The sequence below is a fragment of the Halomonas sp. BC2 genome, assembly GCF_002078115.1.
In the GTDB taxonomy this organism is placed as follows: Bacteria; Pseudomonadota; Gammaproteobacteria; order Pseudomonadales; family Halomonadaceae; genus Vreelandella; species Vreelandella stevensii.
Window position 1 is genome coordinate 438,483 of record NZ_LFGT01000009.1, and the last position, 14,445, is coordinate 452,927.

At 59.4% G+C, this 14,445-nt stretch carries 12 protein-coding genes; 3 read left to right on the top strand and 9 right to left on the bottom strand.

Annotated features, from left to right (window positions below; translation table 11 throughout):
• Nucleotides 1-1,038 (bottom strand): cytochrome c biogenesis protein CcdA (locus tag B7L71_RS08445; protein WP_170919464.1); only part of this gene is annotated, 1,038 nt, incomplete at its 3' end.
• A gap of 186 nt (nucleotides 1,039-1,224) precedes the next feature.
• Nucleotides 1,225-1,755 (bottom strand): inorganic diphosphatase, encoded by a 531-nt coding sequence (gene ppa, locus B7L71_RS08450; protein WP_016913721.1) that lies wholly within the window; start codon nucleotides 1,753-1,755, stop codon nucleotides 1,225-1,227.
• Nucleotides 1,756-2,014: 259 nt separating this feature from the next.
• Here ppa and B7L71_RS08455 point away from each other — a divergent pair, with 259 nt between their 5' ends.
• Nucleotides 2,015-3,730 carry a bifunctional protein-serine/threonine kinase/phosphatase gene (locus tag B7L71_RS08455; RefSeq protein WP_081137319.1) on the top strand — a complete coding sequence of 572 codons (1,716 nt, stop codon included), beginning with the start codon at nucleotides 2,015-2,017 and terminating at the stop codon, nucleotides 3,728-3,730.
• A 66-nt stretch (nucleotides 3,731-3,796) separates the two neighbouring features.
• Here B7L71_RS08455 and B7L71_RS08460 read toward each other — a convergent pair whose 3' ends face one another.
• Nucleotides 3,797-5,056 carry a 6-phosphofructokinase gene (locus B7L71_RS08460; RefSeq protein WP_081137282.1) on the bottom strand — a complete coding sequence of 420 codons (1,260 nt, stop codon included), beginning with the start codon at nucleotides 5,054-5,056 and terminating at the stop codon, nucleotides 3,797-3,799.
• 128 nt (nucleotides 5,057-5,184) lie between these two features.
• The gene (gene rnt, locus B7L71_RS08465; RefSeq protein ID WP_081137284.1) at nucleotides 5,185-5,856 is read right to left on the bottom strand and encodes a ribonuclease T; all 672 of its coding nucleotides are present in this window, start codon (nucleotides 5,854-5,856) and stop codon (nucleotides 5,185-5,187) included.
• A gap of 213 nt (nucleotides 5,857-6,069) precedes the next feature.
• Here rnt and B7L71_RS08470 point away from each other — a divergent pair, with 213 nt between their 5' ends.
• Nucleotides 6,070-7,290: an argininosuccinate synthase gene (locus B7L71_RS08470; RefSeq protein WP_016913725.1), complete on the top strand. Its 1,221-nt coding sequence runs from the start codon at nucleotides 6,070-6,072 to the stop codon at nucleotides 7,288-7,290.
• A 54-nt stretch (nucleotides 7,291-7,344) separates the two neighbouring features.
• The gene (locus B7L71_RS08475; protein WP_016913726.1) at nucleotides 7,345-7,677 is read left to right on the top strand and encodes an HlyU family transcriptional regulator; all 333 of its coding nucleotides are present in this window, start codon (nucleotides 7,345-7,347) and stop codon (nucleotides 7,675-7,677) included.
• On the opposite strand, the gene B7L71_RS08480 is transcribed toward B7L71_RS08475, so the two are convergent.
• The 5 genes from B7L71_RS08480 to B7L71_RS08495 all read right to left on the bottom strand — a co-directional run bounded on the left by B7L71_RS08480 (nucleotide 7,670) and on the right by B7L71_RS08495 (nucleotide 14,352).
• Nucleotides 7,670-8,881 carry an EAL and HDOD domain-containing protein gene (locus B7L71_RS08480; RefSeq protein WP_081137286.1) on the bottom strand — a complete coding sequence of 404 codons (1,212 nt, stop codon included), beginning with the start codon at nucleotides 8,879-8,881 and terminating at the stop codon, nucleotides 7,670-7,672. The genes B7L71_RS08475 and B7L71_RS08480 overlap by 8 nt on opposite strands.
• A gap of 113 nt (nucleotides 8,882-8,994) precedes the next feature.
• Nucleotides 8,995-11,709: a sensor histidine kinase gene (locus B7L71_RS08485; RefSeq protein ID WP_081137320.1), complete on the bottom strand. Its 2,715-nt coding sequence runs from the start codon at nucleotides 11,707-11,709 to the stop codon at nucleotides 8,995-8,997.
• A gap of 2 nt (nucleotides 11,710-11,711) precedes the next feature.
• Nucleotides 11,712-11,918 carry a hypothetical protein gene (locus B7L71_RS17065; RefSeq protein ID WP_139790070.1) on the bottom strand — a complete coding sequence of 69 codons (207 nt, stop codon included), beginning with the start codon at nucleotides 11,916-11,918 and terminating at the stop codon, nucleotides 11,712-11,714.
• Nucleotides 11,915-13,972 carry a 3'-5' exonuclease gene (locus B7L71_RS08490; RefSeq protein ID WP_081137288.1) on the bottom strand — a complete coding sequence of 686 codons (2,058 nt, stop codon included), beginning with the start codon at nucleotides 13,970-13,972 and terminating at the stop codon, nucleotides 11,915-11,917. Before B7L71_RS08490 ends, B7L71_RS17065 begins: the two co-directional genes overlap by 4 nt.
• Nucleotides 13,969-14,352: a response regulator transcription factor gene (locus tag B7L71_RS08495; protein WP_081137290.1), complete on the bottom strand. Its 384-nt coding sequence runs from the start codon at nucleotides 14,350-14,352 to the stop codon at nucleotides 13,969-13,971. Before B7L71_RS08495 ends, B7L71_RS08490 begins: the two co-directional genes overlap by 4 nt.
• Between the last annotated feature and the right edge of the window lie 93 nt (nucleotides 14,353-14,445).

Consider the following 14,445-nt stretch of genomic DNA (forward strand, 5'->3'; position numbering starts at 1 on the left):
CGTGACGCACGGTGAAACCACTAGCACCGAGAGCGCTCCCGCCAGGGCCAGGCCTGCCGGGCCGCTGCGCTGGGCTCGCGCCTGCCAGGCGTCGACGGTGTTGGCCACTCGGGGAGAAACGCGTAGATCGAAGGCGCCGAACATGGCCAGCGCAAAGAGGGTGAACAGCAGTGCAAAGGTGATGAGCACCGGCGCTGACTGAAGATGTGCCTGCAGGTTCAAGCCTGCGCCAAACAGCCCCATCAGCACGCCCACCAGCGCATAGGTGCTGGCCATGCCCAGCACGTAGCTGGCTGACAGCACGAAAGCACGGGGTCTGGTCGGGTTTTGCCCTACCACGATGGAGGAGAGAATGGGAATCATGGGCAGCACGCAGGGCGTAAAGGTCAAGCCGATACCCGCCACAAAGAATAGCCCTAGCATCAAGGGCAGGCTGGCCTCGCTCATCAGGTGGCGAAAACGGCTGTCCTCGCTTTGCGGGGCAGTAAAGGCTGAGGGTTGGGCGATAGAGGACTGCGCGTCGCTTGTTGATGCAGTATTGGCTGGAGCATCCGTCCCCTGGTGTTCACTCCATTGGGCGAACTGGCTGGGGGGTGACGCTTGCGGAGCTTCCAGCGTTACCCGCTCTGGCGGGTAGCAAAGTCCGGCATCGGCACACCCTTGAAACGTCAGCTCGATATGGGCCGGGCCAGAATGGGGCGCGGAAAAGGGTACTTCGAACACCAGACTGTCGCGAAAGATATAGACGTCGCCCATGAACTCATCGTTGGTGAACGTGCCTTCGGCGATGAGCGGGTCTTCCAGGCGGAGATCATCCTGTAGGCTGGCAACCGCGAGCTGGTGCCGATAAAGATAGTACTCATCGGCAATGTCGATGCCGATATACAGCGTTTCTTCGTCATGCCAGGCGCTGGGTTGGAACGCCTCCATGACAGGCAGAAAATCGCTTTGATTACTGGACGAAAACCATTGGCCTTGCGCCAGCAATGGCAAGCAGGCCAGTAGGCAAAAAAGAGAGAAGCGTTTGAGCAGTAACACGAGGTTTCCTTACGCAGCGGTGTCGAGGCAACAATAGCACGCAGAATACCGTAACCGTTCGCCCAGGCGTAGCGGCTGCGGTGACGTGACGCGCTACTTCATGTTCGCTTAACCCAGTATGCAAAAGGCCGCCCGAAGGCGGCCTTGGACGAATCATGGCAGAACGTTTGCCACTTGAACGTCGACTCAGGACTTCTTGTAAGCCGCCACCGATTTTTCGATGGCCTTGCGAGCGGCTTCAACCCCTTCCCATGACTCTACCTTGACCCATTTGCCTTTCTCCAGGTCCTTGTAATTCTCGAAGAAGTGGGCAATCTGCTGGCGCAGCAGTTCTGGCAGGTCGGTGACTTCCTTGACGTCATCATAGAGGGCAGACAGCTTGGCATGAGGTACGCATACCAGCTTGGCGTCTTCGCCTGCTTCGTCAGTCATGTTCAGGATGCCTACCGGGCGGGCGCGAATGACACTGCCGGGAGCGACCGGGTAGGGGGTCACCACGAGTGCGTCGAGGGGGTCGCCGTCATCTGCCAGGGTGTGAGGGATGAAGCCGTAGTTGGCCGGGTAAAACATGGGGGTGGCCATGAAACGGTCAACCAACAGCGCACCCATATCCTTGTCGATTTCGTATTTGATCGGCGCGTGGTTGGCAGGAATTTCGATCGCCACATAGATATCGTTGGGCAGATCCTTTCCAGCGGGGATGTTATCGAAGTTCATCTTGAGTTCCTTGGCTTGGCTTATCTATTGCGATTGAGGCAGATGTCAAACAATTGATGCATTGCATTAATAGGGCAGAATTATACGAACATGACTGCCAGATTACCAATGCGACATAGGTGTTTGACGTTGATGAAGACAGGGGGCGGAGTGCTCTTTGATGGCCGACGCGACGTTTGGTGGGCATCGTTTCGGCGTCGCAGCGTGTATCATGTCGCCGTGTGATCGTGGCAAGGACCTTTATGTCCAGGAGGATGAGTTGGCGCACGCCCAGTTGCTAATCAGTTATGGTCAGGCTTTCGTTGCCCCGCAGCGCCGCCAGCATCGCAGCTCCATGTCGGTGCGCCTGCCGGATGCGCCCGTATTGAAATCGAAAGGTGGCTGTGCCGTCATCAGCGACTCGCTGTCGCGCAATACCATGGCCAAGCAGGCAGGTGATCTAAGCGTGCGTGGCTTTTTGTCCGACTATTACTCCACCCCCGAGCACTGGGATACCAAGACCTCTGCCACCCGTGTCTTGAGGGCGCTCAACAGCTGGTGTTATAGCCAGAGTCAGCACGTCAAGGAAGGCGGTTTTGTGTCCTCCATGTCTGCCCTGGTATTGCTTGGCCGCGAAGGGCACCTGTTTCATATGGGGGACACGCTGGTCTTTCGTCTGCGTGGGGCCGAGTTCGAACAGTTGACTCGTGACCATGTAACCGACGTGGGGGGGTACCGCTATCCTTCTCGGGCATTGGGCATGGATGGCAGCCTGGACATCGATTACACCCATCTGCCGCTCAAGCAGGGAGATTTTTTCGTCTTCACCACCCAGGCCGTGCGCGGCACGCTCATGCCGTCTGACTATGTGCGCTTGATTCGTGAAGATGCCAGCGATCTCGATGCGGCCTGTGAGCGCCTGGCCAGCGAGGCCAAGCAGCGCGCCCAGGAGCGAGGTTATGGGGGTGAGCAGTTCTGCTTCCAGATACTGCGGGTCGATGAGCTGCCGGAAGAGCCCAGCGATACCCCCAGTATGCTGTATGGAGACCTGCCCATTCCTCCGGAACTGGCGGTAGGCGAGCGGCTGGATGGCCTCGAAATACAGGCGGTGCTGTCGCGAAACGCCCAGTCCAGGGTCTACCGCGTGCGCGACGTGCACAGCGACCGTATCATGGTCATGAAAGCGCCAAGCCCGGAGCTTTCGCTGCGCAACGCCTACCTGGAGCACTTCCTGCTGCAGCAGTGGGTAGTCGAGCGAGTCAACTCCCCCTTTGTGGTCAAGGTCATGGAGCTGTCGCGTCCACGCCGCTATCTCTACTATCTCATGCAGAACGTGGAGGGCGAGACGTTGCGTGAGTGGGCGCAGCGCCACCCTCAAGCCAGCTTGAACCAGCGTCTGGACATTGCCAACCAGCTGGGCAAGGCGGTACAGGCACTGCACCACCGAGATATCATTCATCAGCAAATCAACCCGGATAATGTACTGATCGACCAGCACGGTAAAGTCGTGCTGACCGACTTCAGCGCCTGCCACATGCGCGAGGTGGATGGCCATCGCCAATCCGGCGACCTGCTGCGACAGGTGGGGCTTTGCGAGCATACGGCGCCTGAGTATGCGCTGGGCGACACCATAGGCCGCCGCAGCGACCAGTATTCGCTGGCTTCGACCGTTTACTGGTTACTGACCGGTGAGCTGCCGTACCTGTTGACACCTAACCGCCTGCGCAGCCATACCGATCTTGAAGAGCTGGCCTATCGCAGCGCGCGTACCACCAATCCTGAGATTACCCCGGAGCTGGATGAGGCGCTGCGTCGAGCCCTGGACCCCCAGCGAGCGCTGCGTTTTCGTCGCATGTCGGAGTTTCTCTACGCACTGCGTGTGCCCTTGGGGCGTTTGCCGGTACGCGAAGAGTCGCGCCCAGAAGCTCGGCGGTTCTGGCAGGGGGTAGCGGGCATTCTTCTGCTGCTGTTGGTGCTCTCCTGGCTGTTGCGCTAGATCAAAACGCAGAAGGGATGGCCTGGGCCATCCCTTCTAGCGCGACTGCGGGCCGTTCAGGTCGTATTACAGCGTGAACGTGGGCAGTTTCTGCGCCACTTTCGCCAGCTTCAGCTTGGCGACTTTGGGCAGGCCATTTTCGAAGGGCGGGAAGTCTTCGCCTTGAATCAGCGGGGACAGGTAATCGCGGCACTGCTGAGTGATGTCGAAGCCACTTTCGCTGATGAAGTCACGTGGCATGAACTTTTCCTGGTTAGCGATTTGTGCCAAGGGAGCAGAGATCACGTCCCATTGGTACGGGGTCTGAGAGATGCGACGAATCGCCGGCATCATGGAGTTCTTGCCTGCCAGCGCCAGCGTCACGGCTTCGCGGCCCACGGCATAGGCCTGCTCCACATCGGTTTTGGAAGCCAGGTGGCGCGCCGCCCGCTGCAGATAGTCAGCCACGGCCCAATGGTACTTGTAACCCAGGTCCTGCTTGATCATGCCCGCCAGAGTGGGCGCTACACCGCCCAGCTGGCGGTGGCCAAAGGCGTCGGTGTTGCCTGCATCGGCCAGGAAGGTGCCGTCTTCGTAGCGTGCCCCTTCAGATACCACGATGACGCAGTAGCCGTACTTCTTGACGCTCTCATCGACCCTGGCCATGACCGCTTTGCGGTTGAATGCCACCTCGGGGAAGATGATCAGGTGAGGCGGTTCACCTTCGCCTTCCCCTGCCAGACCACCCGCTGCTGCAATCCAGCCTGCATGACGCCCCATGACCTCAAGCACGAATACCTTGGTAGACGTGGCACACATCGAGGCGATGTCCAGAGACGCTTCGCGAGTAGAAGTGGCAATGTACTTGGCCACGCTACCAAATCCGGGGCTGTTGTCGGTGATGGGCAGATCGTTGTCGACGGTTTTCGGTACGTGAATGGCGGTCAGTGGATAGCCCATTTTTTCCGATAGCTGAGACACCTTGAGACACGTGTCGGCGCTATCACCTCCGCCGTTGTAGAAGAAGTAGCGAATATCGTGGGCTTTGAAGACCTCGATCAAGCGCTCGTACTGGGTGCGATGAGTATCGATATCCTTGAGCTTGTAGCGACATGAGCCAAAAGCACCGCCCGGGGTGTGGCGCAGGGCAGCAATGGCGTCGTCGCTCTCCTGGCTGACGTCGATCAGGTCTTCAGTCAGGGCGCCGATGATGCCGTTATGGCCGGCATACACCTTGCCGATCTGATCGGGGGCTTGCCGACACGCTTCGATCACGCCGCAGGCGCTGGCATTGATGACGGCGGTAACGCCACCGGACTGGGCATAAAAGGCATTGTGCAGGGCCATGGAACGTTTCGTCTCCTGAGCGAGTGTCGTGTTGCTAGCTAAATGAGTTTTCGGGGTATCAGTAAATGCTGCGGAGTTTAGCCTAAAGCCGTTGCCACTGCATTACACGCAGGGCAAGGCTGCTGGAGCTACTCCTCGCCTGCGTCCATGGCTTGCTCTTTCAACGCCAGCTGCCAGCCGCCCAGATCCTTGTAGCGATTGACCATGGCGCAGAATAGTTCGGCGGTGCGCTCGGTATCATAACGGGCGGAGTGAGCCGATTTGTTGTCGAATTCGATGCCCGCCGCACGACAGGCGCGTGCCAGCACGGTCTGGCCGTAAACGAAACCCGCCAGGGTCGCTGTATCGAAACTCGAGAACGGATGAAACGGGTTGCGCTTGACGCCACACCGATTGGCGGCTGCGTTCAGAAACCCTTGATCGAACGCCGCGTTGTGGCCTACCAGAATGGCGCGAGAGCAGCCATGCGCCTTGATGGACTTGCGAATGGGGCGAAAGATTTCCCCCAACGCCTCGGACTCGCTCAAGGCGACCTGGCGGCGCAGCGGGTCATCCAGGTTGATACCCGTGAAATCGAGAGCCGATTGCTCCACATTGGCCCCCTCGAAGGGGTGAATATGGTAAGCATAGGTGGCGTCGGGCAGTAGATTGCCTTCCGGGTCCATGGTGAGCGTCACAGCGGCAATTTCCAGTACGGCATCCGTCTGGGCATTGAATCCCCCCGTTTCCAGGTCAATGACCACCGGCAGGTAACTGCGAAAACGCTGGGCCATCAGATCGCGGGCAATTGCCTCGCTCATGCAGCTCTCCTTAGTAAAGCGAGTAATCGAACACAGTGGCGGTTATGGGGAGTCGCCACGAATGTGCTGATTCTAGCAGCTTTGGGCCCAAGGCGTCGTTGACGGTATTCGCTGGGCAACGAGAGCGCTATACTGGGTGCCAGGAGTGATGGGTAGCGCCCGAGCGTGCTACCGATTCTGGTGAACTGCGTTCATATTCAAGAGGAGCAAAGAATGTCCGATGTCAAAAAGGTTGTGCTGGCATATTCAGGCGGCCTGGACACATCCGTTATCGTCAAGTGGTTGCAAGAGACCTACAACTGCGAGGTAGTGACCTTCACTGCCGACATCGGTCAAGGTGAGGAAGTCGAGCCCGCGCGTGCCAAGGCCCAGGCGCTGGGTGTCAAGGAAATCTATATCGAAGACCTGCGTGAAGAGTTCGTGCGCGATTACGTCTTCCCCATGTTCCGTGCCAACACCATTTATGAAGGCGAATACCTGCTGGGTACTTCCATCGCTCGCCCGCTGATTGCCAAGCGGTTGATCGAAATCGCCAACGAAACCGGCGCCGACGCCATTTCCCACGGTGCGACCGGCAAAGGCAACGACCAGGTGCGTTTCGAGCTGGGCGGCTATGCGCTCAAGCCGGGCGTCAAGGTCATCGCGCCCTGGCGCGAGTGGGACCTCACTTCCCGCGAGAAGCTGATGGCCTACTGCGAAGAGCACAATATCCCGGTGGATTTCTCCAACAAGAAGAAGAAATCCCCGTACTCCATGGATGCCAACCTGCTGCACATCTCCTACGAAGGCGGCATTCTGGAAGACCCATGGGCCGAAGCCGAAGAAGACATGTGGCGCTGGAGCGTTTCACCGGAAGCCGCCCCTGAGCAGCCCACCTACGTCGAGCTGACCTTCGAGCAAGGCGATATCGTGGCCATCGATGGCGAGCCGTTGAAGCCCCATGAAATCCTCGAAAAGCTCAACAAGCTGGGCGGCGACAACGGTATCGGTCGTCTGGATATCGTCGAAAACCGCTATGTGGGCATGAAGTCTCGCGGCTGCTACGAAACTCCCGGAGGCACGATCATGCTGCGTGCCCACCGCGCCATCGAGTCGCTGACGCTGGACCGTGAAGAAGCACACCTGAAAGATCAGCTGATGCCCAAGTACGCCGAAGTGATCTACAACGGCTACTGGTGGAGCCCCGAGCGTCGCATGCTGCAGGCGGCCATTGACGAAACGCAGAAAAACGTTTCAGGCGTCGTGCGCATGAAACTCTACAAGGGCAATGCCACGGTGGTGGGCCGCAAATCCGAGCAGTCGCTGTTCGACGAGTCCATTGCCACCTTCGAAGACGATGCCGGTGCCTACAATCAGAAAGATGCCGAAGGCTTCATCAAGCTGAACGCACTGCGCCTGCGCATTGCGGCAGGTAAAGGTCGCCAGCAAAGCTAGTCTCTTCCCTTGTGGCCAGCCCCGGTGGGTTGGTCACTCTTTCCTGGAGTGGTCATGTTTAAAAAACTACTTGCGGGCCTGTTTGGGTCAAGCGATGAGCGTGGAGGCGCTTCGGGCACCAAGGCGGCAGAGCCTGTTGCCTACAAAGAGTACCTGATCATTTCCCAGCCGGATGACCAGAGTGGCCAGTACCGTGTCAGCGGTGTGATTCGTAAAGCCATTGCGGGTGATAGCGTTCAAGAGCACCGTTTCGAGCGTTCTGACATGCTGCCAGGGCGTGATGCCTGCGATGCGCTGATGGTCAGCAAGGCGCAGCGCTTCATCGATGAGGTGGGGGACGCGATGTTCGAACCGGACCCCCGTCGTGAAAGCGGTACCCCTAACTAAGCTGTGAATCCATCAAGGCACGCGCTTCAGCGGCCGCTTTCAGCATGAACTCTGCGGGCACGCTCGTCAGGACGGCGCCCTGCTCACAGGCCGCTATATCCACCAGCAGTTGCCTCAGTGCGCCGGCATAGCTTGCCAGCGCCTTGTGTATGCTCTGGCTCAGGGGCAGCTCCTGCAGCATGTCAGCCATTTCAATCCCCAGTATGACCGGCATGCGCGAAAACAGCCCGACGATAAAGGCCTCTTCTGCGTCCAGTCCGCGCTGCTCCGCCAAGGCCTCACAGCCAAAAGCGCGCGTCAGCCCATTGATCAGGTTGACCTTGCTGGCCGGATTGTTGCCTGCCAGCATGACGATCGATACCAGGGTGCGTAGCTCCTTCAACCCAATAATGTGAATACAATCCAGCAGCTTGTAGGCGGGACGCTGTGCGGCTTTTTCGGCGGAATTGGCTCGCTTCAACACCGCATTGAGCAAGTACGGGTCGCGGGCAATCAGCGTGCTCAGTGCAGGCAAACGAACCCGGTCGCTGTAAAGCTGCGCCAGTAGCTGCATCTGATTGGCGCGCGAGGTGCTATGTCGCCGGGTTCTGGTGGTTTGAATTTTTGGACGCTGATAGAAATAGCCCTGGAAAAGACTAAAACCGAGCGCTTTGCACTGCTCGAATTCGTCATGGGTTTCGACCCGCTCTGCCAGCAATGTGTAGCCCTGCCGGTGGAGAGACGAAATCATATCAACGGGCAAGCCCACCGAAATATCGAATTTGACGATATCGGCAAAGGCCATCAGCCCTTGATTGGCTGAGTGGGGCTCTACGTCATCCAGCGCCAGTCGATAGCCCTGCTTTTTCAGCCGCCTGAGAGCGTCGGTCAAGGGTTCGCTGGGCTGCGTGTCTTCCAGAATTTCGATGACGATTTGATCCGCAGGAAGGCCAGCTAAATCGGGGTTCAACAGCCAGTCATGGGAAGCGTTTATAAACAGCTGACGTTGGCCGCAGAGCTTATCGAGACCGATTTCATAAATGGCGACGGCACAGGCGCGAGCCGTCGCTTGAACGTCGTCCATAATGACGGCACTCCCCGCGCTGGCGCTTCCCCGGTAGAGTAACTCATCCGCGACATGCTGCAGCTGCACGTTGACGATGGGCTGGATAGCGATCGTGTAATGGTCGCTCTCGATATCGATAAGTTCTGACCCGCTCAACATGATACAGCTCCAGCATAGAGACATAACGGCGTACAAGGATCCAAAGAATACCGTATAATTGCGGGAACATACTAGTTACATCACAACACATTGCGTTGACAAAAAGAGAGGCGTTACTTGAAGGTTAGGGCGGGTAACTCGATCGACATCCGAGTGCCACCCAAGGGCGAGGCCTCTGCCCACAATTTTCCCCCGAGATGCAGAACGATGGCACGGCTGATGGGTAATCCCAGCCCACTGCCTTTGGGTCGCTGTGGGCTGGAGTGTCCGTTGCGCTGCAACTGATAGAACTTTTCGAAAACATGCTCCCTTTCTTCTTCGGGAATGCCTGGCCCATTATCGTCCACGCTCAGGCGAAAATGATCTTCATAGGCTTCTACGCTTAGCATTATCTCGGGATGGGTGTGGTGCGCGAACTTGCGCGCGTTTTCCAGCAGATTGATGATCACCTGTTCCAGCCTGTCGGGGTCGGCTTCTACCATGGCAGTCTCGGGCTGCACCACCAATTCAAAGGTCAGGGCTTCTTCTTGATGCAAGCGGGCCAGTGCGTCGCTGCTTTGTCGGGCTAATACCACCAGATCGACGGGTTGGGGTGACATGGTGAAACGACCACTTTCCAGGCGCGCCAGATCGAGTATTTCCTCAATCAGCCGGGAGAGTCGCTCACTTTCCTGCACCATGATGGTCAGGAACTGATGGCGCTTGTCATCGCTGATGTCCGAAGTGTCGCGCAATATTTCGGCAAACGAGCGAATCGACGTCAGGGGGGTTCGTAACTCATGGCTGACCATGGCCACGAACTCATCTTTCATCCGGTCCAGCTCGCGCAGCCGCTCATTGGCACTGCGCAGTTCCTTGCCCACCCGGGCCAGCTCCTGGGATTTCTGCTCAAGGCGCCGGTTGTACTCCAGCGTCTGTGACGTGGTATCCAGAATGCTCAGCACCGAGGCGACGTCCAGCGCTTCACCGCGCAGCACCGAATTGATCAACACGCTGGCGGAGGCACTGCCCAGCGAGCCTGCCAGCGCCTGCTCGGCCCGCGTGATCAGCGCGCTGGAAGCAGGCTGTGTTTTATTCAGCGGCCCATGTTGGGTAAACACGCGCTCAGTGGCCGTACTGCCCAGGTAGCGGATGAGCAGGGCGTGTAGGGCGCCTTCTGTGGTTTCCCCCCGCCACAGAGAGGTCGTGTGCAGGTCCGGATGCATGGCGCCGGTGAAGAGCGCTGCCTGGGTCTGCTCCAGCGGCGTGGGCCGGGTAAACAGCGACACACCCACCAGCAGTCCCACATTGCACAGCATGCTCCAGAACAGTGAGTGGGTATAAATATCCCAGCCGGTCAGGCCCAGCAGGGCATAGGGCGACAGCCACGCTAGCCCCCAGGGGCCCTGGGTGATCAGCGCGCTATCCAGCCATCCCGATTGAGCAAAGCCCGGCAGCAGCAGGGTGTAGAACCAGACAATAAAACCTGCTATCAGAGCTGCGGCTGCCCCTTGGTGGGTGGCGCCGCGCCAGTAAAGGCCAATCAGCAGCGCGGGGGCAAATTGAGCGACGCCCGCAAACGAGACCAGTCCAATGGTGACCAGGCTGTAAGTGTCGCCAATCAGTGCGTGGTAGAGATACCCCATCAGCAGAATCACGACGATGGCGATTCGGCGTATCCCCAGCAGCCAATCGGCCAGCTTGCCGTGGCTGCCGATATAGAGCCCTTTGACCTTGAGCAACAGCGGCATGACCAGTTGGTTGCTCACCATGGTAGAGAGCGCGATGGTTTCCACGATCACCATCCCCGTAGCCGCGGACAGCCCACCGATGAACACCAGCAAGGGCAGGCCCTCGAGACCTGCGGAGAGAGGCAGCGTCAGCACGAAGCTGTCCGGGTCTCCGGCATCCAGCAGCAGCCCCGCCAGGGCAATGGGAATCACGAACAGGTTGATCAGCAGCATGTAGAGCGGAAACAGCCAGCTGGCGCGAATCAGGTGCTGCTCATCGACGTTCTCGACGACCAGTACCTGGAACTGACGTGGCAGGGTCAAAAAAGCCAGAAACGCGAGCAGCAGCATGCCCACCCAGCCGGTGGCCCCGCCGGGTACACTCTCCAGCCGCATGGCGTTGGCCAGCTCCGGCATGGCCGCGGCCTGCGCGAACAGGGCGGCAGGCCCCTCGAACAGCACGAAGGTGACGAAGATGCCTACCGCTAGAAACGCCACCAGCTTGACCAGCGATTCGACCGCAATGGCCGCGACCATGCCCTCATGGCGCTCGCTGGCATCCAGATGCCGAGTGCCGAACAGAATGATGAACACGGCCAGTACCATGGCGATCCAGAACGAGCGATCACTCCAGAACCGCTCGGTGGCCAGGGTCGCGTCGGCACTCAACGGGTAATTCATCAGCACTGCATGGCTGACCGTGATCGCCTTGAGCTGCAGCGCGATATAAGGCGTGATGGTAATCAAGGCCATAAGGGCCACCAGAGCACCCAGCAGAGAACTCTTGCCATAACGAGCACTGATAAAGTCGGCAATCGAGGTGATCCGCTGCTGAGCCGCAATGCGCACCATCTTGCGCAGCGTGAAAGGCGCCAGCAGCATGGCCAGCGTTGGCCCCAGATAGATGAGCAAGAAGCTAGGGCCAAACTGCGCGGCCCGGCCCACGCTGCCGTAAAAGGTCCAGGCGGTACAGTAGACCGCAATGGAGAGCGCATACACCGTGGGCGAGCCAATCAGCGAGCGCCCCTGTTCGGCGCGGCGGTCTCCCCAGGCGGCCACCATGAACAGCAGTGCCAAGTAGCTGAAGGCAGCGCCAATCACCACCAGGTCGGTACGCATGGTCATCGCCGCTTGGGCGCTTCCACCAGCCAGGCGGTCATGCCGATCAGCGCGCCCCAGACCACGAACAGGTAGAGCGGCAGCCAACCCAGTGAAGAGGGCAAACGGTCCATGATCAGCAGGGCGGGCGGACAAAACAGCAGCAAGGCCAGTATGATCAAGGCGATCAATCTTTCCTGACGTCGGGAGAGCGGGCGGGAGGTTTTCATGAAGCGCTGGCATCCTCACGGTCGAAGGCATTGGCCTGCAGGGCTAGCAGCTCCTCCAGGGTATCGATACCTCTGGCTTCCAGCCGGGGCAGCAGCGCCAACCATAGCTCCGCCGTGACGCGGGCATCGCCCAGCGCCGTATGCCGCGTGCCGGGGGGAAAGTGCAGATCGTAGCGCTTGGCAAGGGTATCCAGGTCGTGACCATCCAGCGCTTCGTCCAGTGCTCTGGAGATCAACAGCGTATCGAGCACCGGCATGTCAAAGCGCACGCCGTGGCCGCTGATGGCCAGCATGTCGAAGGCGGCGTTGTGGGCCAGCAAGACGGCATTGTCCACATAGGCGCTGAACCAGGTCAGCACGCTGTCCAGCGTGGCAGCCCCCGCCACATCGGCATCGGTAATGCCGTGGATGACCGTGCTGGCTGCCGGAATGGGACGTTGGGGGTCGACGTAATGGTTGAAAACGTCACTGGCCAACAGCCGGCCATTGACGATACGGCACGCCCCCAGGCTGATCACCGTATCGCCTCGACGCAGCTCCAGTCCGGTGGTTTCCGTATCGAAGGAGACGATATCCAGGTTGCGCAAGCGTCGGTTGGCCAGCGCATCATCCGGGGCAGGCAGCTGGGCAATGCCGAAGTCATGAAACTCGGGCCGTGGCGGGGCGGGTTCACGGGGGGCGTCGGTACGCTCTATGGTGGGTAGCGGCATGCGCAAACGCGCGTGGCGCTTGTCGCTGTCGGCAACGCTCCAGATATCGGCGGCGTGCTGGCGAAGGATGTCGGCCACCGATGGCCCTAGCGGCAGCGCCGTCAGTCGCTCTTCACGCCAGCGTACCAGCTCGCTCTCGGGCACGGGAGGGCCTTGCCAGATCAGGTCGACGTAAACGCGTTTCTGATGATGGCTCAGCTCACCCTCGAAGCCGCCGCTGGGCAAGTGACTATGTAAATAGCGTACCAATGAGTTGAACAGCTCGATCAGAGCGGGAGCATCGCCCTTGAACCAGGCAGGCATGCCAATAGGGGTGATCAGCCGATGGGCAGGGTCCAGGCGTTCATCCAGGGATTGCCAGAAATCATTGGACCACATGGGCCGCAAGCGCTCGCCGTGGTACTGCATGTCTTCGAGGAGCGTGGCCATTCTGGCGACCTGCTGGTTCAGGCCATGGCTCTCTTCATGAATGACCTGCTCCAGGCGTTCTCTTAATGCAGGGTCCTGGGGCAGAGTGCCCAGCTGTCGAATCACATCCGCTGCGCTGCCCAGACTGGCAGAGTGCTGGCGTAGCGATGGCAATAGACTGCCAAGGTCGGCACGCACGCCCATCTCATTGTTCCATGCCGTGGTGGCATCGCTGCACGTGACCAGGGTTTCTTTCTCGCTACCCGGCACGCGACGAATCACCACTTTTAGCCAGCGCTGCTCGCAGGGGGCCAGCAGTTCGCGGGGAGAGCCATCGTCCGGTAGCTGGGTCAGGGCATGCTCCAGACCAACGGTGGGCAGCAGCGTGTCGAGACGTTTACCAAGCCCCAGCCCCGTGTGCCCGGCAAAGAAGTCCTCGGCAGCCTGGTTGAACAGCATGACTCGCCGATGGCGGTCGCAGAGCAGTAGCGGCGTTTCCAACACTTGCAAAAGGGTTTCCAGCTCCTGGCGTATGCGGGTGGCGCTACGCGCACCCTCTGCATGAGCGGTGGCCAACCGCCCCCGGTCAGCGCGCCAGCTCTGGCTGAGGCGCCGCAAATCCGGGCCGAGGCCCTTCAGCCAACCTTCGGGGGTGTTCTCGTCCTGGGCATCCGGGTTGGCCACCCAGCGAGCCAGCTGGGCCTGAAGGTGACGCAGCGGTGTAAACAGCATGCGTTCGAGCAGCAGCCCGACCAGAAAAATCGTCATGCCGCCAGAGAAGCTGCCCAGCCAGAGCGCGGCGCGCCCAGCCCCCGAGAGGTTCAACTGGGCATCGAGCCAGGCGGCAAAAATAGCCCCGCCGAGGAGGCTGATCCCGCTCAACAGCAGCCATACGCCCATGAGTCGCTGGCGTTTGGGTAACCCTTTGCCGGTCATGATGTTCGCTCACCCAGCAGGGATTTGACCTTTTCCACCAGTTGTTGAGTGGAAAAGGGCTTGGTCACGTAGTCGTCCGCTCCCAGCGCCAGGCCTTTCTCGCGCTCTACCTCGCGGCCGTGGGCGGTCAGCATGATGACTGGCAGCCGCTGGGTCGTTGCTTGCTGTTCACGCTGGCGCAGCTGCTCGAGCACTTCGAAGCCGCTGATGCCGGGCAGGCTGATATCCAATAACAGCAGGTCGGGGGAGGCATCTTCCAGACGTAAAAGTGCGCTTTCTCCATCCTCGGCAGTCACGACTTCGAGTCCGGCATGGGACATCAAGAACTCCAGAGACAGGACAATATTGGGTTCATCGTCGACCACTAAGACTTTGGCCATGGAGGGCTCCTGATAACGCAACGTTATTATTGGTTCTTGAAGAAGTTTAGGTAGCCAAGCCGAGCCCGCCAAGACGACCTTCGATGAGTATTA

Bases quoted from the DNA above. Each gene is read 5' to 3' on its own strand.
- B7L71_RS08460 (WP_081137282.1), bottom strand. From the start codon at position 5,056: ATGGCCCTGCACAATGCCTTTTATGCCCAGTCCGGTGGCGTTACCGCC.
- rnt (WP_081137284.1), bottom strand. From the start codon at position 5,856: ATGAGCGAGGCAATTGCCCGCGATCTGATGGCCCAGCGTTTTCGCAGT.
- B7L71_RS08495 (WP_081137290.1), bottom strand. From the start codon at position 14,352: ATGGCCAAAGTCTTAGTGGTCGACGATGAACCCAATATTGTCCTGTCT.
- B7L71_RS08480 (WP_081137286.1), bottom strand. From the start codon at position 8,881: ATGTTGAGCGGGTCAGAACTTATCGATATCGAGAGCGACCATTACACG.
- B7L71_RS17065 (WP_139790070.1), bottom strand. From the start codon at position 11,918: ATGAAAACCTCCCGCCCGCTCTCCCGACGTCAGGAAAGATTGATCGCC.
- ppa (WP_016913721.1), bottom strand. From the start codon at position 1,755: ATGAACTTCGATAACATCCCCGCTGGAAAGGATCTGCCCAACGATATC.
- B7L71_RS08485 (WP_081137320.1), bottom strand. From the start codon at position 11,709: ATGCGTACCGACCTGGTGGTGATTGGCGCTGCCTTCAGCTACTTGGCA.
- B7L71_RS08470 (WP_016913725.1), top strand. From the start codon at position 6,070: ATGTCCGATGTCAAAAAGGTTGTGCTGGCATATTCAGGCGGCCTGGAC.
- B7L71_RS08475 (WP_016913726.1), top strand. From the start codon at position 7,345: ATGTTTAAAAAACTACTTGCGGGCCTGTTTGGGTCAAGCGATGAGCGT.
- B7L71_RS08490 (WP_081137288.1), bottom strand. From the start codon at position 13,972: ATGACCGGCAAAGGGTTACCCAAACGCCAGCGACTCATGGGCGTATGG.